Origin of the sequence: Pseudomonas sp. AL10 (assembly GCF_029960685.1) — a bacterium.
In the GTDB taxonomy this organism is placed as follows: Bacteria; Pseudomonadota; Gammaproteobacteria; order Pseudomonadales; family Pseudomonadaceae; genus Aquipseudomonas; species Aquipseudomonas lactis.
The window spans coordinates 78,077-97,535 of record NZ_JASBQZ010000002.1; the positions used below are offsets into that span (position 1 = coordinate 78,077).

Genomic DNA, 19,459 nt, shown 5'->3' on the forward strand with positions numbered 1-19,459 from the left:
ATACACGGCCCCCCGTGCTGGGTGTGCATCTAGCTTGAAATACGCCTGTATGCCCAGGTCTAGCACTGGTAACGATCCTTGATCATCCTATCGAAATAAGTACCTTTCGAGCCGGCCCCCATGAGGCCCTGATGGATGTTAGGTGGGACGCGGCAGTAGTCGTAAGTACGCCCTTGCTTGAACGTGATTTTCATCCTGCCTGTAGCGGGGTCATAGCCGACAGCTGTGATAGCCGTCGAGTTGACACGAACCATATCCATAGCGCTTTCCCTACCCCTGATTGATAACGTTCTCTGTTCTGATACTAGTCGGTGTTTCGTTCGGCGGTGCCATTGCGTCCGTGCAAAAGGTGGGCGGGGCTGAAAAGCTGCTGGGGACCCTGAGGTTTTTCTTCCAGCACGGGGCATGAAACCCGCGGGATCGTGGTAGCGGCAGCCGCACCAGGTTACTGAAATTTCAACGTTGAAATTGAAAGGATCTTGAAGAGAAAAGGGCATCCTTACCGTATCTGTAACGGTCATGGGTTTCGTTCAGGATAGTGAACGATAGTCCTGGTCAACTCGGTCAACCAGTCAACTAACTTTGGAGCCCAGCCACTAACGAGATCCGGCGGGTTCTATGCCCCGTACCTTTAAGAATGCTCCAGGGTCCCCATTATCGAACCAAAGCCAGGAGCATGACCTGCCTCGCTTCGCTGGAGGAGCAATACTAAATGGGGCTAGGGGGATACCCTGATAAAACCGTGTTACGGGTGTTACGCGTGTTACTTAAGTAGGTAAGCATATGATTTTAAATGATTTATATGGCGTTACACAGCTGTGACTGGTTTGCCGATATGCGTGTTACATGGCAAATAGGTGTTACATCAATGAATGCTCTGGGAGGAGCGGTTTGTGATGATTAAGGCGGGTCTTATCAAATTAGGGGCTTTCGCTAGAGGGCCGCTACCGCCGCTGCCCGTCGGCACCAGGGAATAAGGAGATTGATCATGTGGCTCAAAAATGTAGCATTTGCGCTGTTGATTTGCCCCCACGTCAGCGCTTGCTTTAGCAAGCCATTCCAGCCCCCCACGGCCGATGCCGACTTGTGGGAGAAACCCGGCGCCAGTCATCAGGATGTGGTTGCGTCCATGTTGGCGTGTGGTGAGAAGAATGGCTCCGGCGTTGATCCCGAGGCCAGCTTCCAAGAAATGGCCCAGCGATTTGTATGTATGAAGCGTGCGGGCTATACCCGGCGTGACGGTTTCGACATCTGTGCATTGCACCCCAAGGAGCCGTTGAAGGCCTGTGAGTCGGCGCAATGAAGCTATAAAGGCATCGCACGGTATTAAAACTCGTTAGGGCGAGTTGCCCCAGGTATCAATAGGTACATCCAGCTGACTGCTTCCGGCCAGAAGCTGACTCCCAATATGAGCAGCTATGGGCAAAGCCAATCATTTGTTAGGCCGTCGTAAGTACCGTTCCCAAGCCATCCGCATCTCTTCGTTTAGTCATCGCTCTCATTGCCGTTCGCAGGGCTTTCTCCAGTGTTAAGGCATTCATAGCTTCTGAAGAGTGGGGGAGAATACTGAATCGTTGACAGTGATGGCGCTCTGATCTAGATTCGACATCTCTTTACGCGTTCATAGCTTGATGGTTTCCGTCATTGCTTAGTCAGGCGCTTCGCCAGACTCAATTACATTGCGTTGTTTTATTCCGCAGACAAGATCTGCGGCCCTACGCTCGCTTCGCTCACTCCGGTCCACAGATCTTGTCTGCGGCTGATTCTTGGTAAAGAGCCCCCATCGCATGGATCCGCGACAAAGAACTCTTGCAGACGTTGATCTTGATCAGAGCAAGGTTCATTTCTCAAAAAATCCAATCGTTTTACTTTGCGGGGGACACGTTCCAGAAAAGGAGCATGCGGACGCTGACGACCCTCCAGTCCGTTCTCTTCGCGATGCAGTGAAGCGCAAAGCGCTTCAGATGGCCGCGTCACCGCATATATTCCGCCCGGAAGAGATAAAATCTTGGCACGAAGATGGTGTCTTTAGAAACCTTATGGATTTCGAAGCCGATCTCGGTAGTGTTTGCTCATTGGTAGCTATCGCAGTTGAAAGCGAAGGTGCGATTGCTGAACTGGGAGCATTTTCTCAGTTGCCAGATTTCAATAAAAAATTGATTGTTTTTGTTCCTGAAGAGTATGCGGGTGCTAACTCATTTATTAATCTTGGAATACTTCGCCATATTAAAGAGAAGCATGGGACAGGGGTGAAGGTTTATCCTTGGAGTCCGAAATATCCAAATGACATATCTGATGATGTGGTAAGCGACGTTCTTGAGGATATTGCTTCGGAAATATTAGAGCTTCAAAAAACTCAGGCCTTCAACGTTAATAATAATATTCATCTTATTGTGTTGATTTATGAGTTGCTCAAATTGTTTGTCGCCCTTAAGGAAAAAGAGCTGATTGATTCAATAAGAAGTTTAGGTCGGGAGGTGCATAGGGACGACCTAAGACGAAAGCTTTTTCTTCTTCAGGAATTCAGGCTTGTAAGGAAGATTGAGTACAGCGATTCAACGTTCTATGCATGTGATGATGATACTTTTCATAGCCTTCGCTTCGTCTTAAAATCAGGCATAGCTGTTGACCCTTTACGTTTGCGTGTTGAATGTGTTGATTATTATAAAGTAACAGGGACTGAAAGGAACCGAAACAGAGCGATTGATCGTGCGAAATTGGGAGGCCATAAATGATCCTGTATGACTTCCGCAAACATATGTCAGAAATTTTATCCCTATCAGAGCATGATGTGGCTCGATTGATAGTGAGAGCACCTTATGCATACAAGCGTTACTTTATACCAAAAAAATCTGGTGGTATGAGGCCTATTGCACAGCCTGCAAAAGAAACTAAAGTAATACAAGGTATTCTTGTTGAAAATTGGTTTACTCATCTTCCGGTTCACGAATGCGCTGCAGCATATCAGCAGGGCTCAAGTATCAAGGGTAACGCAGAGCGGCATAAGCAAAACAGTTATATCGCAAAGTTTGATTTTACAAATTTTTTCGGTTCCATAACTGAATTGGATCTAATAAAGCATTTGTCGTATGTGCTTTGTGGGAAATTAACAGCGCAAAGCATCAAGGATATAGCACGAGTCAGTTGTGTTAGAGAGCGATCTACTTCTCGACTTGCTCTTAGTATTGGAGCTCCAAGCTCGCCAATTTTGTCGAATTCAATAATGTATTATTTTGATCTGGCAGTGGAAGCCTGGTGCAAGGATCGAAATATAGTCTACTCCCGCTATGCGGATGATTTGACGTTCTCAACGAATGATAAAGGCGCAATGTTCGATATTGAGGATTTCATTTTGGAGGTCCTTGACAAAATCCCCTATCCAAGACTTCAAATAAATCCAGCGAAAACAGTGTATGCCTCTAAGAAAAGGCAGCGTCGAATCACTGGATTAATTATAACCAATGATAATAATGTTTCTTTAGGTCGCGATAAGAAGCGCTTGATTAGCTCGATGATTCATCATTATATGCTGAATAAATTAGATGAGGAGTCAATACTCCGCCTTCAAGGGTTGATGGGATTTGCTCAAGATATTGAACCGCTATTTGTTGCAAAAATGAGGGGTAAATATACAGGGGAAATAATTTCGGACTTGCTCAGGCAGAGAGGAAAAAAAATTAAGTAATATGATTTTTCTACGTTTGGCGGCCTACATGTCACAACCGTAGAATAACCAGTACGCTTGGTAGCCTTTTAAATCGTTAGTCTGATTTCACGAATTCTATGTTGAATGGTTCGACAGTGAGCGACAACATTATTGGAGTTATATGGTGCGCGCGGCGTGGCTTTTTAGACGTGGCGTATTGACATTATCTTGTGGGTGTTATAGTTTTGCTGTAATCGCAAATTCGTGCACCAAAAATAGACGAGTTAAATTACGCCATGGACGCCCTGCAAAATTCCGATATTGTTGTTAGGCACGCAAATCTGAAGTCTAAGTGCTGGGTGGTGAGACCTGGATCTAGGTATAGATTTATAAATAACTTCCTCGAGATGGGTTGCATTGCAATGGCGCATCTTGATGATTCTAGTCCTGATGAAGATATCTTTGAGGTTCTTCGTGATGCTAAGGGTGAAGATGTTTTCACAATCTGTGACGCAATAGAGCCAAATCTAACGATCAATGTACGGGGGCAAGTTCTATCTTTTCTAAAGGAGATGGCTGTTGGCGATGTCGTATTTACTTTGTCGGGATCCAATATTTACCCTGGAGTAATTAGCGGTGATCCTTACGTTGCCACTCAGGCGTTTTCTGACTCTGAACGATTCATTGTTAGAAGATCTGTAACTTGGGGCGATCCAATTGAGCGTAGTAAGATCCCCGTAACTTTGGCTAAAAGTTTTCACGCTTATCAAGCAATTTTTTCTTTGGGGGACAACTCAAAAGAAATTCATCATTGGTTGAGTGCTTTTTTTGTAAGTGAAGGAACATATTATAGTAGTCTTCGCGTCAATCAGGCTGGCGACCTTAGCCATCACTCATTAAAAAACTTGTCAGAAGTTATGGATAGGCTTCAGGTCTTATCTCTAATGATTGGGGATAACGAGAGGTTTGATTTTTCGAGCGATCTAGTGACTCTAGAAACTCTTCTAGACGTTATGAAACGCTTTGATCGAGAAAGTTTGCTAGTCCTTACTTCGCAACAGGTAATGATGTCGCCTGGAGATATATGGTACGGCTTTAAATCAAGCTCACTGCGTTCAGGTGTTGCTTTTCTTGTTGGGCTGGCGTTGCTTTTTAATCAAACCATTGCTTTCGCAGATGCAGAGCTGGAGAGAATCAAGGAAGAGGTAACTCCGGTGATTACGCAAAACCTTCCAGCTGTTAAAGACAATGTGGATCTGGAGGCCGTTAAGCAGGCGCTTTGGGTGAAACCTGCTGGTCAGAATCGATCCTTCGTAGATCAAGAGCCTTCTCCGGAATTGTTCCCTCAAGATGGTACTCCGCGATACTCAAGCAGGTAGGGATTATGTCGACCATGTGGGTATGGATTATCTGTTTGGGGGCTTTAATCGCCCTAGCGTTTGCCGTGCTCAATTTCAGAGTCATTCTACACGCACGCGTGTACGAATTTTTACGACATCATCAGGCGTATAATAATTTTGTTATAGCCTCCTGTGCGCTTGCAACATTACTGTGGGGGGCATATACCTTTGACGCCCTACAGCAGAAAGATCGGGCTTTGGCAGAGCTGGCGGATATTCAAAAGCGAATTAAAGACACAGAATCTACATTTTTATCAGTCAAGGTTTCAGTAGTTAAAGCTAGCGATGGTTATTATCTAACCCCGACAGTAACCATTAAAAATAGTAGTAATGAAGCTATCTACTTCAAGCTTTGCCCGGATTCTTTGTCTGTAAGCAAAATATCATACAACTTTGAGGGGCAAGCGCGGGCTGATAAAACGATTTTCCCGTTGCTTTATGAAAAAATATCTGATAGTCCACAGGTAAAAAATAGCCCACTTTTCGATTTGCGAATTCCAATTGCATCCGAACGAAATCTAAACTTCTTCGCAGCGGTTAAGGATGCTGGAGTTTACTATGTGACTTTTTCAGCTCTGTCTTCAAAAGATGCCGCGCAAGGAGCCGATGTTCAACAATGCAGCTTCAGTTCGAATATTAATATATCGGGAGGAAATAAGATCAATGGAAAAGACTCCATATGGTTCGCTTCGGCATACGTGATTGTTATCGGTCAGTAAAGCAGTAATTTCTCTAGTGTATAGTACTGTTGGCCTAGGCATTAATAATCATGCGTCGGCGGCTGCTTTTGGCCGATAGCTGTCACTCGCGCAGGGCGGCTATCGACCCAAAGCGAACGTTCTGTACTGCATATGGAGACGGGGCGACTCAAGCCACTACGTCAACTTTTAAATCAGAAGCTTGGCCAGCGCATCTTTAAAATCTTCCCTATACCTATTTTCATCATCGAACTGGAGTTCTGCCCCATGCAACTCTTCTAGCATGCCAAGCAACATGTTAAGCCTGACCAACATTTTAGAAAGCGCTCGAATTCGCTCTGCCTTATCAGGATCACACCAGATCCAATGCAAAGTAGTCTGAAATCGGCCATATCCGTCATGACTATTGCTGCCCTCAGCAATAAGCCTATCCTTAAAGTCTTCTGAAGTTACACTCGAACCTAGCAAATAGCATAAGGCATTTGGATTTATCCCGATATTTTCTATGCACGCATGATATAGAGGGCTGTGATGATAGAAGTCAGCTTGAGCCTCATTATAACAAACATCATTCTTTAACTCTTCAAGCACAACATTTCTGATGGCTCGGCAGTGCCCGGTCATCACAATATCATCAGTCAATGTTTCGAAGCCAAATTTTGCAGATATATAGACCCTGCAGAGCAGTATCTCTAAAGCAGCCTCTATATTAGATACAAAACTAGAAAATGCTGCCACTCTCTTACTTTGAGCTTCAAACGGAGTATCTTGATAGCTTGCGCGATAACCTATCGTTAGTCCGGGCAGCCTCGAATGAATCAAATTAAGAATATCTTCTGACTTTGTTACCAAGTTAGCTCCAAGAGCTCCCGCAAAACTACTGTCACTAGAAACTTTTATCTGCCTCCAGACATTATAGATTGAAGATCTCCCGAGCTTAACGTCTCGCTCTTCATGATACTCATTGTTTTTGTCAATATTTTTATGGAGAATCTCAACTAGTGGAGAGAAATCCAGCACAAAAGAAGGAACCCCCTGTTGTGATTTTATCATCAGCTGCATATACTCGCTGACACCCATAGTGTCCAGTTCAGCCACGTACCTATGGCTTTTACTATTAACCAGCATTGTTCTGATGTAATTCTTTTCTTCACTCACGCCATTTCCTCGCGCTATTTATTTAATTTCCGCATAACATCAGGCACCCAATACATTCAACATCTTTGCAGTTGGCCGAGTTGACCCCGGGAAAAGGGGACAGATTCACTGGCCCGTTGTCCGCTGTTGGCCGAAGATTAGCGTAATCCCAGTCCCTGGGCCTGTAGGCAAAGGACTGGGAAGTCCTTGCTCAGGCTTCTTGGTAATAAGATATCGTCTCTTTCAGCGAGGCTGAAAACTCATAGATCTCGTCGAGTGAGTTGATAGGGTGGCGAGTTTCGACTTTGTCCTTGTCGAAAATCCCAAGATATTTTTGGCTACGATTGAAGTGAAGTCTCGCGATAGGTTTGCGGTTGTTGTCGTCTAGAAGGATGCCGAAGTAGCTCTGGGTGTCTCTGCTGGCTATGCGCTTTGCATCTATGACGGTCCGGACAATCGCTTTGATAATATGAAAACCTTCCAACTCCTCCATCGTAGTCAGAATACGATCTTCAGGCTCTCCTTGGGCTTCAGCCTGATTTTCAGCGACGACCGATTCAGCGAGCGTGGGAAATGTGGCTTTGCTCATTGCTGACTTCAACCTGTCGTTGATTTGGTCACTGAGAAACTGGGCTGCGGCTTTCCTTGTGAGCAGAGTAAACTGGTCTCGAACTTTTTGGGTGATGACTCCTTCGTAGACTCGCGATGCGAAGAAGCGAACGAAATCATCATCAGGCTGGGTGAACTGCTTAGCCATTTCCTTTTTTATGTTGCCCACGTACTTCAGTTCGCCTGCGGCATTGATGATCGAATCAACGTCGAAAGCGGACTTCGTGAGCTTTTGAAGTTCAGGGATGACGTGCTCATCGATGTTAAGGAGGTCGATCTCTAGAAACGGCTTTTCATCCATTTTGTTTGGTGCATCAAGATCGGTGTAAAACCGATAAAACCTGCCATTTGTAAGGATGGAAATTCGTGCAGTGGTGACATGAAAGTATCGGAAGAGTTGGCTCGCATGGTTAATATTGAGCGGCTCGCCGACTTTTTTAGTTTCGATCAATATCTGGATTTGGCCATCTTTCAAAATCGCGTAATCAATCTTTTCCCCTTTCTTCGTGCCCACATCGCACACGTATTCGGGAACCACTTCGGAGGGGTCGAACACATCATAGCCCAGCACGGTATGAATAAACGGCATGACGAAAGCAGTTTTCGTTGCTTCCTCCGTTTGTATCGTCGACGCTAACTGATTAACCTTCGCTGACATTGCATTTAAGCGTTCTAAAAAATCCATTTCCCTGCTCCGTTGCACGTTCACCCGATCGGGGTTGTAGAGGCGTAACGCTACTATGCCTAAATTCACTTCTGCTACTGGCATTCCATCCACGCTGGATGCTTGGACAGGGGGATGACATTTGGGCAACTGCTATCGCGTTCGGAAACGCCTCTGATTCCCGAACACATTCGAACGACTCCTTTTGGCCGAAAGCGGTCCTAAGCCCGCAGCCGCCAAAGATCAGAAGCCGAAAAATCTAGAGGCTTGTTTCGTAATGGGAGAATCTAGAGAAGCGGAGGCTGTTTAGGCTTCCGCCTCTTCTTTATCCGGCCTTTCTTTTGAGCTGAAGGTCAATGAAGTGGAGCTCCGCCTTGATTGCATCAATCGTGAGCGTCTCAACTTTAGTTTCTTTGATTCCTATTGCGTTGAGCTTTTTCATTCTGGTCATGCCGACAATTATCCCGTTCAAATGCAGCTTTCGGGACTTTAGGTAATCCGGCATCTGAGCACTGTTCTGTAGTGTCTTGTTCATTGTTAGACCGATGGTAGGCCCGAATCAACCGGCCCTCGCCGGTTGCTTCGGGGAAGGTTTGAGTTAGGCCGCCAACAGGTCAAGCAGGCTGTGTTGGTGTGAGCGAGCCGCGAGTTCTCGCCAGGTCCAGCTTCCAAAGTGCTCGCCCAGTTCAGGGATATCCAGCTTCATCAGTGCAACCGGGTCACGACTAATCAGGTTGCGTGCGGCCCACAGCTTGCCGCCGGTCTCCAGCAGTGTTTTGGCGGCCTCATTCCACTGTTCTTCCAGCACAGTGTTCGCCAGGTGAGCCGCTTTATTCTCGATCTCGGTGCGTTCCTTTTGTGCCTCTGTGATATGCAGATCAATCGTCACCAGCTCCTGCTCCAGTGCGGTGATGAGCAGTTGTTGGCGGCGTTGATGCTCAGCCGCAGCCGTGAGGTTTTTTGCTGCCTTTTGAGCTTCGGCGTTTGCCGCTTTCTCGCCTTCCACATCGCCCCAGGCGACAGCCTGTGCGTAAGCAGTGGCCGCGTCCGTTTCAGCTTGTCGAGCTTTTGCCATGTTTTCCTGATCGCTCTGGCGCACTTGCTGCAACCTGGTCTCGATGCTGCTGCGCTTTTCGTTAAGCTCCATTTCGTCGGCTTTCCAGTTCGCCATATCGCTGAGATAGCCCGCAGCCAAGCTCTCACGGTTTGCCAGTGTCTCAAGGCGATTAATCTTCTGGTTTAGTCTGCTGATCTCAAGGTTTCGGGAGTCGATGCGTCTTTTGTGATCGTTGATTTCATCTTGCACTGCCCGTTGACGGCCTTGTTGGATAACCTCCGGGCTTTCCAGCGCTTCTTCGAAGGGCGCCAGGTCGCGCTGAATGCTCTCCACTTCGAGGGTCAGTTTTTCGCGGCGTTCTTTCAGTTCTTGGATAGTGTTCATCTGTATTGTCTCTGGGTACTGCGGTTGATAGGGATGGTTGTCGAACGGCTGGCGAGGCCGGGAATGAGCCGGCGCTACCTCGATCAGCAGGCATGCCGTTAGGCGGCCTTGGCCTCGCCTTCATTCGTTCCTGGAACGGTCTTCACCACGTAGCAGCGTTGAGGCCCCAGCCCAGGTAGCCGAATCAAGCTGTACGCCTTGCCGTCGCTTCCCGGCTCGAGTACGCCCCGTTGCAGCAGCTCCTTGTTCACCGCACTGATATTCATGCCCTTGAAGATCTCGGCCCTCCAGGCTTCCGGCAACACGTAATAGGTATTGGTGGTATGTAGGGCATCGCCCATGCCGTGTTCCATCGTCTTGCGAAAGCCCAGTCGATCAATCGTGCGTGGGCCGTGTTCATCGATCTTGGCGGCGGCAGATTCCCATCGGGTGAAGCGGCTCTCTCCAAACCGCTCGATGACCTGGTGCAATCTCGCCAGAATCGCATCACCCTCGAAGTTACCGGCGCCGCCGCGTTCGGCTAGCCATGCATGCAGGCAAACCCGTGCAGCCGTCGTGGCCGTACCATCAGGCCAACCAGTGACGCCGAAGGCGGTGGCCAACTCTCCGGCCGCTGCCGCAAGGCCAAAGCGAAGGGCGGCACGCTGAGCCTGACCACTGGCCGAGGCGGGCAGGTTTTGGGTGATAAACTGCTCCACCGTACGGCGAGCGATCACTGACCACCTGAGCATTTCTCCAGGCGCACACAGTGCGTGCAGGAGGGCGGTGAGGGGTGTGCCGTAGTATTTGGCGACACGGGCCTTGAGCGCATCGGAGAGGGCGGCAGCGTCCTCAAATCCGTTCAGCACATCGAACATGCCGAGGCCTTTGCTCGCATCCGCTGGTACGGCGAGCATGCGGACTTCCATACCCGCTTTTAGCTCCTTGTTGGCATCCGCCATGTGCTGCGCCAACGTCTTCTCACCCGTTGAGAGAAACAGTAAGCGCCACTCCTGCACCTGTCGGCCCGCTTGTCCTCGATCATTCGCCCGTGCCTTACCTGTGCCGTTGCCGAGCATGTACACCGTCTCGCCAATGATGTGTGGGTCGCACATGCCGATTTCATCCAGCACCAAGAGGCCGTCTGAGTGTGCGGCGGCGATGGACTCCAGGGCGTTGTCTGTCGAGCGCCACGAACGAACTAATCGCGGCCCGCCATAAACCGAGGCGGCGACTTGCAGGTGAGTAGTCTTGCCACCGGAGCTGTCGCCATACAGGTGGAAGCCGCCCGACTCATGCCCCAGCAGGTTCAGCAGAGGCCCTGCGAAGGCCACAGAGACGACAAACGCCAAGCGATGGTTACCAATGCACAACGCGCCGATTTGCTGCTGCCACTGCTCCAGAGAGCCCGCCTCGCTGATTGGTGGCAGCTGGGCACCAGCCTCATAAAAATGCAGGTGTTCGGCGTGCGAGCCGATCTGTTGTTCGGGCAGAAGAAAGGCGTTGTCGTGCCAACCCAAGCGCGTTACCAAACGTGCGCGCTGGGCACTGTCGAAACCGCCGAGATAGCTCTGCAGGTCATTCCGGGCATTGCGCCCCGACCGACTTCCGGCGAGGCGTAGGCCCATGTCGACCAGTGGACCGAGTACGTCCTTGCCGAAGTCGCCAGTCATGGTTCGGGCCGGAATGTTCCAGCGTTTTTTAGCTCCGTCGGGGTCGTCAAATTCGACCAACAAGCCCCAGTTGTGGCCCTTGTCGTCGCGAGTGCGGGCGATGATTTCCAGAGGCGAACACACAGGGCGCGCCTCACCATCATCACCGGAATAAAACACCCCGTCAGGCGTCAGCCGAAAGCCGCCCGGCAACAGATCATTTTTCGATTTCGCAGGTCGTTTGGCGGGCGCCTTGCCCTTCGGTTGTTTAGGTTCAGTTGGCTCAGCGGCACTGCCGAAAAACTCACCGCTGCGCACCAGCTCGGCGACGTGGCCACCGGTCCAGCCTTTGGCGAGTGCATCCGCTGCATCGTCGCCGTCTGCCCATTTTCCACCCTTGTTCAGCGTGGGCTTTCCGTCTTTGCTGCTGGGCTTGAGCTTGAACACGTCGAGGGAGATTCGTCGCACCGAAGCGGCGCCCAGCTCAATCAGCTTAAGCTCGATGGCGTCCATGCAGGTCTTGCCGCTGACATCGTTATCCGGCCACAGCACGACCGTGCGCCCTTTGAGTGGCGTCAGATCGGCTTTGTGCCAGGAGTTCGAGCCGTTCGGCCAGCACGTTGCTACATAGTCGGGCATCAGTTCAGCGGCAGCATCAGCGGCCTTTTCACCTTCACACAACACAACAGGTGCATCGGCGCGCTGTGTCAGCTCATCCAGGCGCAGCAAGGGCCGAGGTTCCGGCAATCCTTGCCAGCGCCATTGTGTAGTTTGCCCATCGGAGCGCTTGCACCAGGTCAACGGCGCAAAGACCTTTCGCGGTTTACCGTCTTCATCGGGGCCCAAGTCGAAGCGATACAGCGCCATGACCGGTTGGCCCTGTGCATCGCGATAGATCCATACCTTTGACGGAATACCGTGTTGCCGGTGTTTAGCTGGGCACTTGTTCATGGCCTCGGCCGGGATCGGCTGAATTACAATCCACTCCGGCGTTGCGCTCTTGGCCGGTGCGCTTTTGGTGGTTGCAGACCCTGCGGAAACGCTGAGCAGATCCGCCAGCTTTTTGCAGGCCTCAACGTCGGTGCCGCCATCGATGTAACGCACCAGGTCGATCAGGTCGCCGCCCTTATCGCCAGTGGCAAAATCTGCCCAGGTGCCTTTGCTCAAATTGACCTTGAGTGAACCTGCACGTTTGTCCGTGCGCGTCGGGTTCGGCGCGGTGTACTCCTTGCCGCCGTCGACGCGTTTTCCGTTCGGCAGCCAGTGAGTAAGGACGCGGTCAATGTTCTTCAGGGCGGCGCTTTTTACGTCGGCAAAGCTGGGGCGTTTTGAGGTGTTGCTGGTGCGCTGGGTCATGGCGCTTTACTCGCTGCGTACAGAGCATCGTTGACGTCATCAATCAGCGCTTTTGCCATTTCTCCCAGGTAGAGAGCAGGCCAACTGAACCGTTCGCCCTCATTACTCATTGCGGCGTCGAGGGTTAGTTGATTTGCGTAGTACTGAAACAGCGATATGGCCTCAAGTGCGTCCTCGATAGGCACGCCTGCATTGACCTTAAAAAGCTTTTGGGTACCGCTGGCAACGCATGAGAATTCGGCACGCCCGAGGGTATTGGCAGTTTTCACAGGGCACCGCCTTTCTGGCCCATTGGCACAGAGGAGGCGTCACCGTACAAGGCGAGTGTTTTGATCAAGCCCAAGGTGCCACGCACGTCCCAAATAACGGATGACAGCACGCGGTTGGAGAGCGCGGGTTTATCGCCGTCTAAATGATCTTCCAGCAGCATCAGAACTGAATCGGCACGGTCGAGGGCGCAAGTGATGGCATCAATGGGAATACCGGCTTCGGCGTCCTGGCTGACGCAGAGCAGATCCTCGGGCAGTGAGAAGCCTGGGAGCATGCTCATTGGGCACCCCCTGCGGCTTCCAGGGCGCGAGCTTTGGACATATGGGCGTTGTAACGGGAGAGGCGTGTAGCGAGGCTGGAGTTGGCGTGTAAGGCGGCGAGAGCCATTGCTCGATGAGCGGCGGCGCGAATTTTGGACGGACTGAGGGCGTGCATGGGGCGAAACTCCTATTGTTGAGGAGCTGCCACACTTCGTCGCCAAACGAATTAGGGTGGCAGCTGTGCGCAGGTTGGCGAACCGGGACAATAGGAACCCGGCAGACCCGAAGGTCTCCCACGCACAGCCGCCATAACACGTGAATGCGGGCACAAAAAAAGCGCCTGCAATCGTAATGGGGGCGCCTGTGCGCCTATTGTAGATCGGGTCGCCAAACCCGGTCGCTGAATTTGCAGCGACAGCCAGAGAGTAACGCTCGTTTTTTGAAAGTGCAACTGTCCGGAACGCTTGCGGATTTTTTCGATGCGGCATAAATTGATCACGCATTTAGATTTACCTCAACGCCTCCGGTTGCCGCCGGGGGCGTTTTCGTTTCAGGCATGGATGTCCCAGCGCAGGGAGACAAAGGGCAACAGGTCGCCGTCGAGGCAAGATCGTGCATCTTCGTAGGCGTCGATTTGTTGGCCTTCGTCGACGATGATTGCTTGCGGGGCTTGGCAGGGAACTGACAATGCGCACCAGATGCCATCTCTCCATCTCATCACCATCACGTCCCGGTTCAGGCGTTTTTGCTCTGTGCGGTAACGTTCAAAACGCTGCATACCTCGTGATGAGAAACCCACTTTTCTGAGTACAGAAAAGGGCTGCAGGATTGCCCTGTTGGCAGCTCGATTTTTCATGCTGCCACCTGATCGCGGGCAGCGATGCGTGCACGTGTCCATGCCTGAACTTCCCCCAATACCCACGCAACCGGAGCGCTTCGGGCATTGCTGTTACTCAGCTTTACCGGCAACGGGAACCCGCTTTCAGGTTGACGCATCAGCTTGTAGATAGTCGGGCGTGCGAGCCCTACGATTGAAATGACATCTGAAATTCGGATGAGAGTTGTGGCGGGATCATGCGAGGGATTTGTTTTTAATACGGTAGTCATAGCGAGCTAACCCTTTGTTAATTGAGACAACGGGTCATACGCTACGCAGGGGAGGGAGAGTGGACTGTGTCCGCTCCCTTTTTTATTTCAGAGGTCTAAGGCCCAGAGCGGTCAAATGCTCTCGAATGGTTTTTTTTGTGCCGTGGCTCTTCCGTTCGGAAAGAATATTGGTCAGTTCAGCATCGGTCAGACTTCGCATTTCAATTTTCCGACCGTTAATGATTTGCTCAGCAGCCGCCTTGATTTTTGCTCGTCTATCCATTGTGTCGGTCTGTATTTTTGAGCTGGGATCTCGGTTCCCCTTACCGGCGTCCTGACCTCGTCTTGTCGCCTTTGTTGAAAAGGCGTCGTCGAGAATTCGATGCATCAGGTTTGATGTGTTGAAGCCTTTTTTAAACACATCCATCTGCTCCACCTGGCGATAAAGACTCGCCATCAACAGCGCCTGATTCGCTTCGCCTAGTAATGTCGCGAATTCTTCTCGTGCCCTGATTTCGTTCCCGCTGCTGCGGTCCCGCTCTTTTTCGATCAGGGCAAGGTACTGGCGGGGTGAGTCATGTTTCAGCTGCTCTATCAGGTCTGCATCAATGTCGTAAGTGGTGAGCTCAAGGTCGAACAGCCAATTTGCAAGCGTCTCCACAGCCTGCATTCCCATTACTAGGGTAAAGGTAGCCGCAAGCTGTGAGTCTGCTGCGGAATGACTCACCCCAAGAAACCGTCGAATGACACTGGGCAATGAGCCTGCCTCTGCATAACTGGCATGCTCGCTAATGGGATCGCGAAGTCGATAAAGGGTTTTTGTTACCGACTCTGCACACGGAGCGTAGGAGCCCTCCTCAAGCCAGAACGAGGTGGCCGTGTTGATCAGATCGAAGGCATCTTTGAAGTGGTTGTTGAACTGAGGAAACAGCGCAAGACTGCGAACGGCTGCCTCAACGTCGTCCTGATCCCATACCAGGCACGTTACATCGAAGCCTGCGATTTCGAGCTCAAGCTCTTCTGCATCGATGTCCTGCTCAAAGTCCATTTAGATCTCCCCGCCGCCCCGAAGGCGATAGGCCGTTACAGCGATTCGCAAACGAAAACGCCGATGCCAGCAGGGTTGCGGGTGTGGCTTTTCTGTAACACGACTGCTCGATGTAACACGTGGTGCTCAGAAGTTTTTTAGCGAGTGTAACGCTGAATATGTCAAATAAAAACAATGGCTTAGAGGTATTCGTAACACGCGTAACGCGCGTAACACCATTTTTGAAGAGGTATAGGGTTAACGGCTTCACACGGCCTTCCCAAATTGACCTTGCACTACATTTCCGGCCACTAGGGCATCAAGGTAATCGGCGTACCACTGCATCATCACTCTGCGCTGAGGTAGGTACACCGCTTTGTTATAGACTCCGGCAATACCCTCCTTTGCATGAGAGAGCTGGGCCTCAATGTGATTCTCATCGAAACCCTGCTCATTGAGTATGGTGCTGGCTATGTGACGAAAGCCGTGGCCTGTTTGCCGACCGGCATATCCCAGTCTGCGGAGCGCCATTAGAAAGACGGTGTTACTACGAGGGATTGTCCTGTCTTTCCTGCCTGGAAATAGGAGAGGGTACGCACCTGTAAGTGTTCGTAACTCAGTGAGCGCTTCGATCGCCTGTCGAGAGAGGGGCACCACATGTTCGCGACGACGTTTCATTCGCTCGGCTGGGATCGTCCATAGCTTTTTGGAGAGATCAATTTCTGACCAGCGTGCTTCTCGGATCTCGCTCGGGCGCGATGCTAATAAGGAAAGCAAGCGAAGCCCTATGCGAACGTCCTTTGCGTGAGGGTAGGAGTTGATCGCCCGAAGTAGCGCAGGCAGTTCTTCAATCGAAACGTGTGCATAGTTTTCAGCGCTACGTGATTGCAGGAATTTGCTGAGACCTTCAAGGGGGTTGTGGACGGCTCGTCCTGTTACGCGGGCCAGGTCATAGATCTCTTTGCAAAAGGCGCGAACTCGGCCCATTTGTTCAATGATCCCCTTCTGCTCCATGCCACGTAGAAACTCCATCCATTCCAGGGGCAATATTTCTGTGTACACGCGCTTGCCGAAGACAGGAAACACATGAAGCTCCAGTGCTCCCAGTACTCGTCGGGACGTACCTGCTTCCCAGCTTGTGCGTCTGGCTTCAAACCACTCACGGCCTAACGCCTCAAAAGTGTTGTTGGCAGCAACCTGGTCTGCAACCTTGCGAGCTTGCTTGCTCACTAATGGATTTTTGCCGGTCGATGCGTCTTCCCGCAGTTGAGCTGCTTTCTGTCTCGCCAATGAGCCACTGATATCGGGGTAGCCGCCGAGGCCCAGCCACGACCATTTCCCGTCTGGCTTTTTGTAGCGCAGCTCCCATGATTTCTGCCCGTTAGGTTTCACCCGGAAGTACAGGCCATTCCCGTCCTGCTCCCGATACGTTGTGTGCTCAGGCTCCAGGCCTGCAAGCGTGGTGTCTGCTAAGGGGCGGCGTTTGATTTCAGTGCGCTTCACTTCCTGTATGCCTCCAGTTATAGGAATCTCAAAGCATACACGTGGGCATACACGGCGGGAAGTTATAGGGGTAGACAGGGATGGATAGCCAGAAACAAGAAAGCCCGCACGGGGCGGGCTTCTTGGAGTGTTTCGTAGACTGTCTGAGACAGCCCGAGACTGCTATATGGTGCACCCGGCGGGATTCGAACCCACGACCCCTGCCTTCGGAGGGCAGTACTCTATCCAGCTGAGCTACGGATGCTTGTGCGGGCGACATCATACCCATGTCGACCTGATGCGTCCATTCCGGCATTTGCCCCGCCCTCTGTCGTCCATTTCCGACAAAAAATGGCTAATCGCCACCCTCATTCACAACTCCCCGCGCCGCACGTCCCTTTGTTTGCTTTGCTCTTGTGGCTTTACACCGCTTCCACGCCGCAATTCCTCAGGTGAACGCATGCATTCCAAAGGAACCGTGATGCTCGATCTCCCGCTCAGACAAACCCTGCTGGCTCGCTCCGATTTGTTTCGAGGTATGCCGGAGCATCTCTTGCGCTACGTGGCCACCCATATGGTGGAGCGCACGCTGGATGATCGGGAGCTGTTGTATTTCAAGGACGACACCCTCGAATTCATTGCGCTGGTGGTGGAGGGCCGGATTTATTCGGTGGTGCATGGGCCCGATGGTCGAGAGCAGATCATCGGCAGCACTGGGGCCGGGCAGGTGGTGGGGGAGACGGCGTTGATCAAGGATCATGGGCGCGAGTCTTCCACCTTTGCCAGTGGCCCCACGCGGTTGTTGCAGTTGGGTAGCCGGCATTTTGCTGTGTTGTTTGAGGAGCCGGTGTTTCTGCGGCGTTTGTTGATGCTGATGATGCTGCGTTTGTTGCAGGCCATCGAGTTGCTGGAGTTGGTGTGTCTGCATCGGCTGGAGTCACGGTTGGCGCGGTTTTTGTTGGCCAACCTGGGTGAGATCGACCTGGCGTTGGCCTTGCCCAGTGTGTCGTTGCCCGCGAGCCAAGGGGTGTTGGCGTCGATGCTGAATACCAGTCGCCCCAAGCTGAATGTGCAGCTGCAAGTGTGGCGGCGCAGTGGGGTGATCAGCGGCGATCTGGAGCGCATGGTGATCAATGATGTTGAGCATTTGAGGCGCAAGGCTTTTGCGCTGAATTAGTTGTGGCGGTGTTCCCCAGGTAACAGCGTACCCCCGTCGAGCCCTCGCAGACTGGCCCTTCATCAAGGATGCACAGGAGTGCTGGCGATGGGGATGACTGTTCAGTTCAAGGATCAATGGGCCGCCGATGACCGTTTGTTCGAAGCGAGTTGGCGTGCTGTGCACGGCGAGCTCAGGCGCCGGGCGTTGCGGCGGGCCAAGGGCAATCTGGATCAGGGCCAGGAGTGGTTGGCGGCCACGGCGATCAAGGCCCTGTTGTTTTTTCGGCGCTCGCCCGAGCGCATTCGCGACCCTCAGGGGTTTCTGTTTCTGGTGCTCGATCATGTGTTTCTCGACAGCGTGCGGCGCAGCAAGCGCGAGGGGCGGTTGTTCGATGATTCGGTGGACCTTGAGCACGATCACCTGGCCGCGCTCGCCGCGCCCTGCGCTTCGGTGCTGGAGCGGGTGGAGTGTTATGAGCGCCTGGAGCAGCTCGAGGCGCACGTCGCACGGTTACCGCTGTTGCAGCAGCGCTTGTTCGAGATGCGTTTTGTCGATGACCTGCCTTACCCGCAAATCGCTGCCGCGCTGCACGTGAAGCTGCCGCTGGTGCGCAAGCGTGTGCAACTGCTGCGCGATGCGTTGCGCTGAAGGTAATTCACACATGCTGGCGTGGGGCGTTCTAGTGGTATGAGCGCAGCACGCCGCCGCTATCCACACCCAAACCTGGGTGAATGCCATCAAGGAGAGATGTATGACAGAGGTCAACAGCCAGATCACCGACGCGGTCACTCAAACCAACGTCAAGGTGGTGGCCGAGGCGCCAGCCCAGGCCATCGCGTCGCTGTACCAGGTGGCCAGCAGCGCGGCGGGCCTGTCGTTGCAGAACGCGGTCAACAGCCAGCAGGCGATGAACCAGATTTCCAACGCGGTGATTTCCAAGGCCGTGGCGCTGATCATGCAGATTGGCGAGAAGGGCTGAGCCCTCGGGAGATCGATTATGTCGTGGTTCAGCAGAAAGAAACCCGCCGCCTCCCCAGCAACGCCCGCCGCCGATTCACCTGCGACGGCGCCCGCCGCACCGGCCTCGCGCTCGATCATGGCGCGCATGAACGAGCACTTGCTCAATCAGGTGAGCGCACCGTCATCCGACAGCACGGCGGCGCTCAATAGCCAGATCGTGCAGGCGGTGCAGTTCACCAATTCGCAGAACTTTGCCTATGCGCCGGCGCAGATCGCGGTGCCGGCCGACATGATGATCAGCCAGGCGGCCGGGCTGGTGGCGCAAGCGGCGGCGGGGTACTTCGATGGGGTCAGCAAGATCGCCCTGGCGGCCCAGGCCGTGCTGCTCCAGCAAATGACCGAGAACATCGTCAAGGACAACCTGCCGGCCGCTGCCGAAGATGCCTTGGGCGCCCTGGCCACCGACCTGCTGGTGGGCGCCGCTGCCGCCGTGGCTGCCGCTGCCGGTGCGATGGAAGCCGAAGCCGCCAGCGTGGCCATCGACAAGATCGACCAGAGCATCGCCAAGTACGCCGACACCCTGGCCAACCGGGCCGCGCCAGCGGCCTGAACCGAGCACAGCGCTCCAGCGTT

General features: G+C 52.3%; 20 protein-coding genes and 1 tRNA gene. 9 read left to right on the top strand and 12 right to left on the bottom strand.

What is annotated here, in order from left to right; genetic code table 11:
• Positions 1-59: 59 nt before the first annotated feature.
• Positions 60-521, bottom strand: coding sequence for a KTSC domain-containing protein (locus tag QK296_RS29030; protein ID WP_348775204.1), 462 nt, complete (start codon positions 519-521; stop codon positions 60-62).
• 467 nt (positions 522-988) lie between these two features.
• On the opposite strand from QK296_RS29030, the gene QK296_RS02930 reads away from it, so the two are divergent.
• The 5 genes from QK296_RS02930 to QK296_RS02950 all read left to right on the top strand — a co-directional run bounded on the left by QK296_RS02930 (position 989) and on the right by QK296_RS02950 (position 5,765).
• The gene (locus QK296_RS02930; RefSeq protein ID WP_282390576.1) at positions 989-1,303 is read left to right on the top strand and encodes a hypothetical protein; all 315 of its coding nucleotides are present in this window, start codon (positions 989-991) and stop codon (positions 1,301-1,303) included.
• A 484-nt stretch (positions 1,304-1,787) separates the two neighbouring features.
• A complete protein-coding gene (locus QK296_RS02935; RefSeq protein WP_198833316.1) occupies positions 1,788-2,735 on the top strand; it encodes a retron St85 family effector protein in 948 nt (315 codons plus the stop codon).
• A complete protein-coding gene (locus QK296_RS02940) occupies positions 2,732-3,685 on the top strand; it encodes a retron St85 family RNA-directed DNA polymerase (protein WP_282390577.1) in 954 nt (317 codons plus the stop codon). The genes QK296_RS02935 and QK296_RS02940 overlap by 4 nt, the downstream gene beginning before the upstream one ends.
• Positions 3,686-3,942: 257 nt before the next feature.
• Complete coding sequence (locus QK296_RS02945) at positions 3,943-5,025, top strand: hypothetical protein (protein WP_198833318.1); 1,083 nt, start codon at positions 3,943-3,945, stop codon at positions 5,023-5,025.
• Positions 5,026-5,030: 5 nt separating this feature from the next.
• Positions 5,031-5,765: a hypothetical protein gene (locus tag QK296_RS02950; protein ID WP_143513835.1), complete on the top strand. Its 735-nt coding sequence runs from the start codon at positions 5,031-5,033 to the stop codon at positions 5,763-5,765.
• A 168-nt stretch (positions 5,766-5,933) separates the two neighbouring features.
• Here the strand turns inward: QK296_RS02950 and QK296_RS02955 are convergent, their stop codons facing one another.
• The 11 genes from QK296_RS02955 to QK296_RS03005 form a co-directional block, all read right to left on the bottom strand.
• Positions 5,934-6,902 carry a hypothetical protein gene (locus QK296_RS02955; protein WP_282390578.1) on the bottom strand — a complete coding sequence of 323 codons (969 nt, stop codon included), beginning with the start codon at positions 6,900-6,902 and terminating at the stop codon, positions 5,934-5,936.
• A gap of 190 nt (positions 6,903-7,092) precedes the next feature.
• Entirely contained in the window at positions 7,093-8,175 is a 1,083-nt protein-coding gene (locus QK296_RS02960; RefSeq protein WP_282390579.1) for a type I restriction endonuclease, read from the bottom strand.
• Positions 8,176-8,752: 577 nt separating this feature from the next.
• Positions 8,753-9,595, bottom strand: coding sequence for a chromosome segregation protein SMC (locus tag QK296_RS02965; protein WP_282390580.1), 843 nt, complete (start codon positions 9,593-9,595; stop codon positions 8,753-8,755).
• A gap of 98 nt (positions 9,596-9,693) precedes the next feature.
• Positions 9,694-12,582 carry a DUF927 domain-containing protein gene (locus QK296_RS02970; protein ID WP_282390581.1) on the bottom strand — a complete coding sequence of 963 codons (2,889 nt, stop codon included), beginning with the start codon at positions 12,580-12,582 and terminating at the stop codon, positions 9,694-9,696.
• Positions 12,579-12,851: a DUF3077 domain-containing protein gene (locus QK296_RS02975; protein ID WP_282390582.1), complete on the bottom strand. Its 273-nt coding sequence runs from the start codon at positions 12,849-12,851 to the stop codon at positions 12,579-12,581. The genes QK296_RS02970 and QK296_RS02975 overlap by 4 nt, the downstream gene beginning before the upstream one ends.
• Positions 12,848-13,132, bottom strand: coding sequence for a hypothetical protein (locus tag QK296_RS02980; protein ID WP_015636993.1), 285 nt, complete (start codon positions 13,130-13,132; stop codon positions 12,848-12,850). The genes QK296_RS02975 and QK296_RS02980 overlap by 4 nt, the downstream gene beginning before the upstream one ends.
• A gap of 530 nt (positions 13,133-13,662) precedes the next feature.
• Complete coding sequence (locus QK296_RS02985; RefSeq protein ID WP_177015233.1) at positions 13,663-13,968, bottom strand: hypothetical protein; 306 nt, start codon at positions 13,966-13,968, stop codon at positions 13,663-13,665.
• Positions 13,965-14,219, bottom strand: coding sequence for an AlpA family phage regulatory protein (locus QK296_RS02990; RefSeq protein ID WP_082630465.1), 255 nt, complete (start codon positions 14,217-14,219; stop codon positions 13,965-13,967). Before QK296_RS02990 ends, QK296_RS02985 begins: the two co-directional genes overlap by 4 nt.
• Positions 14,220-14,301: 82 nt before the next feature.
• Entirely contained in the window at positions 14,302-15,246 is a 945-nt protein-coding gene (locus tag QK296_RS02995; RefSeq protein WP_282390583.1) for a hypothetical protein, read from the bottom strand.
• 246 nt (positions 15,247-15,492) lie between these two features.
• A complete protein-coding gene (locus QK296_RS03000; protein WP_282390584.1) occupies positions 15,493-16,728 on the bottom strand; it encodes a tyrosine-type recombinase/integrase in 1,236 nt (411 codons plus the stop codon).
• A gap of 167 nt (positions 16,729-16,895) precedes the next feature.
• A tRNA-Arg gene (locus QK296_RS03005) sits at positions 16,896-16,972 on the bottom strand.
• 216 nt (positions 16,973-17,188) lie between these two features.
• Here QK296_RS03005 and QK296_RS03010 point away from each other — a divergent pair.
• The 4 genes from QK296_RS03010 (at position 17,189) to QK296_RS03025 (ending at position 19,436) form a co-directional block, all read left to right on the top strand.
• Complete coding sequence (locus tag QK296_RS03010; RefSeq protein WP_198844488.1) at positions 17,189-17,884, top strand: Crp/Fnr family transcriptional regulator; 696 nt, start codon at positions 17,189-17,191, stop codon at positions 17,882-17,884.
• A gap of 87 nt (positions 17,885-17,971) precedes the next feature.
• Positions 17,972-18,514, top strand: coding sequence for a sigma factor-like helix-turn-helix DNA-binding protein (locus tag QK296_RS03015; RefSeq protein ID WP_282390585.1), 543 nt, complete (start codon positions 17,972-17,974; stop codon positions 18,512-18,514).
• 103 nt (positions 18,515-18,617) lie between these two features.
• The gene (locus QK296_RS03020; protein ID WP_003187543.1) at positions 18,618-18,845 is read left to right on the top strand and encodes a RebB family R body protein; all 228 of its coding nucleotides are present in this window, start codon (positions 18,618-18,620) and stop codon (positions 18,843-18,845) included.
• A gap of 18 nt (positions 18,846-18,863) precedes the next feature.
• Complete coding sequence (locus tag QK296_RS03025; RefSeq protein WP_019819925.1) at positions 18,864-19,436, top strand: hypothetical protein; 573 nt, start codon at positions 18,864-18,866, stop codon at positions 19,434-19,436.
• Positions 19,437-19,459 lie beyond the last annotated feature (23 nt).

Bases quoted from the DNA above. Each gene is read 5' to 3' on its own strand.
- QK296_RS02930 (WP_282390576.1), top strand. From the start codon at position 989: ATGTGGCTCAAAAATGTAGCATTTGCGCTGTTGATTTGCCCCCACGTC.
- QK296_RS02945 (WP_198833318.1), top strand. From the start codon at position 3,943: ATGGACGCCCTGCAAAATTCCGATATTGTTGTTAGGCACGCAAATCTG.
- QK296_RS02985 (WP_177015233.1), bottom strand. From the start codon at position 13,968: ATGAAAAATCGAGCTGCCAACAGGGCAATCCTGCAGCCCTTTTCTGTA.
- QK296_RS03025 (WP_019819925.1), top strand. From the start codon at position 18,864: ATGTCGTGGTTCAGCAGAAAGAAACCCGCCGCCTCCCCAGCAACGCCC.
- QK296_RS02950 (WP_143513835.1), top strand. From the start codon at position 5,031: ATGTCGACCATGTGGGTATGGATTATCTGTTTGGGGGCTTTAATCGCC.
- QK296_RS02960 (WP_282390579.1), bottom strand. From the start codon at position 8,175: ATGGATTTTTTAGAACGCTTAAATGCAATGTCAGCGAAGGTTAATCAG.
- QK296_RS02990 (WP_082630465.1), bottom strand. From the start codon at position 14,219: ATGACTACCGTATTAAAAACAAATCCCTCGCATGATCCCGCCACAACT.
- QK296_RS02965 (WP_282390580.1), bottom strand. From the start codon at position 9,595: ATGAACACTATCCAAGAACTGAAAGAACGCCGCGAAAAACTGACCCTC.
- QK296_RS29030 (WP_348775204.1), bottom strand. From the start codon at position 521: ATGACCGTTACAGATACGGTAAGGATGCCCTTTTCTCTTCAAGATCCT.
- QK296_RS02940 (WP_282390577.1), top strand. From the start codon at position 2,732: ATGATCCTGTATGACTTCCGCAAACATATGTCAGAAATTTTATCCCTA.
- QK296_RS02935 (WP_198833316.1), top strand. From the start codon at position 1,788: ATGGATCCGCGACAAAGAACTCTTGCAGACGTTGATCTTGATCAGAGC.
- QK296_RS02970 (WP_282390581.1), bottom strand. From the start codon at position 12,582: ATGACCCAGCGCACCAGCAACACCTCAAAACGCCCCAGCTTTGCCGAC.
- QK296_RS03020 (WP_003187543.1), top strand. From the start codon at position 18,618: ATGACAGAGGTCAACAGCCAGATCACCGACGCGGTCACTCAAACCAAC.
- QK296_RS03015 (WP_282390585.1), top strand. From the start codon at position 17,972: ATGGGGATGACTGTTCAGTTCAAGGATCAATGGGCCGCCGATGACCGT.
- QK296_RS02995 (WP_282390583.1), bottom strand. From the start codon at position 15,246: ATGGACTTTGAGCAGGACATCGATGCAGAAGAGCTTGAGCTCGAAATC.
- QK296_RS02980 (WP_015636993.1), bottom strand. From the start codon at position 13,132: ATGAGCATGCTCCCAGGCTTCTCACTGCCCGAGGATCTGCTCTGCGTC.
- QK296_RS03010 (WP_198844488.1), top strand. From the start codon at position 17,189: ATGCTCGATCTCCCGCTCAGACAAACCCTGCTGGCTCGCTCCGATTTG.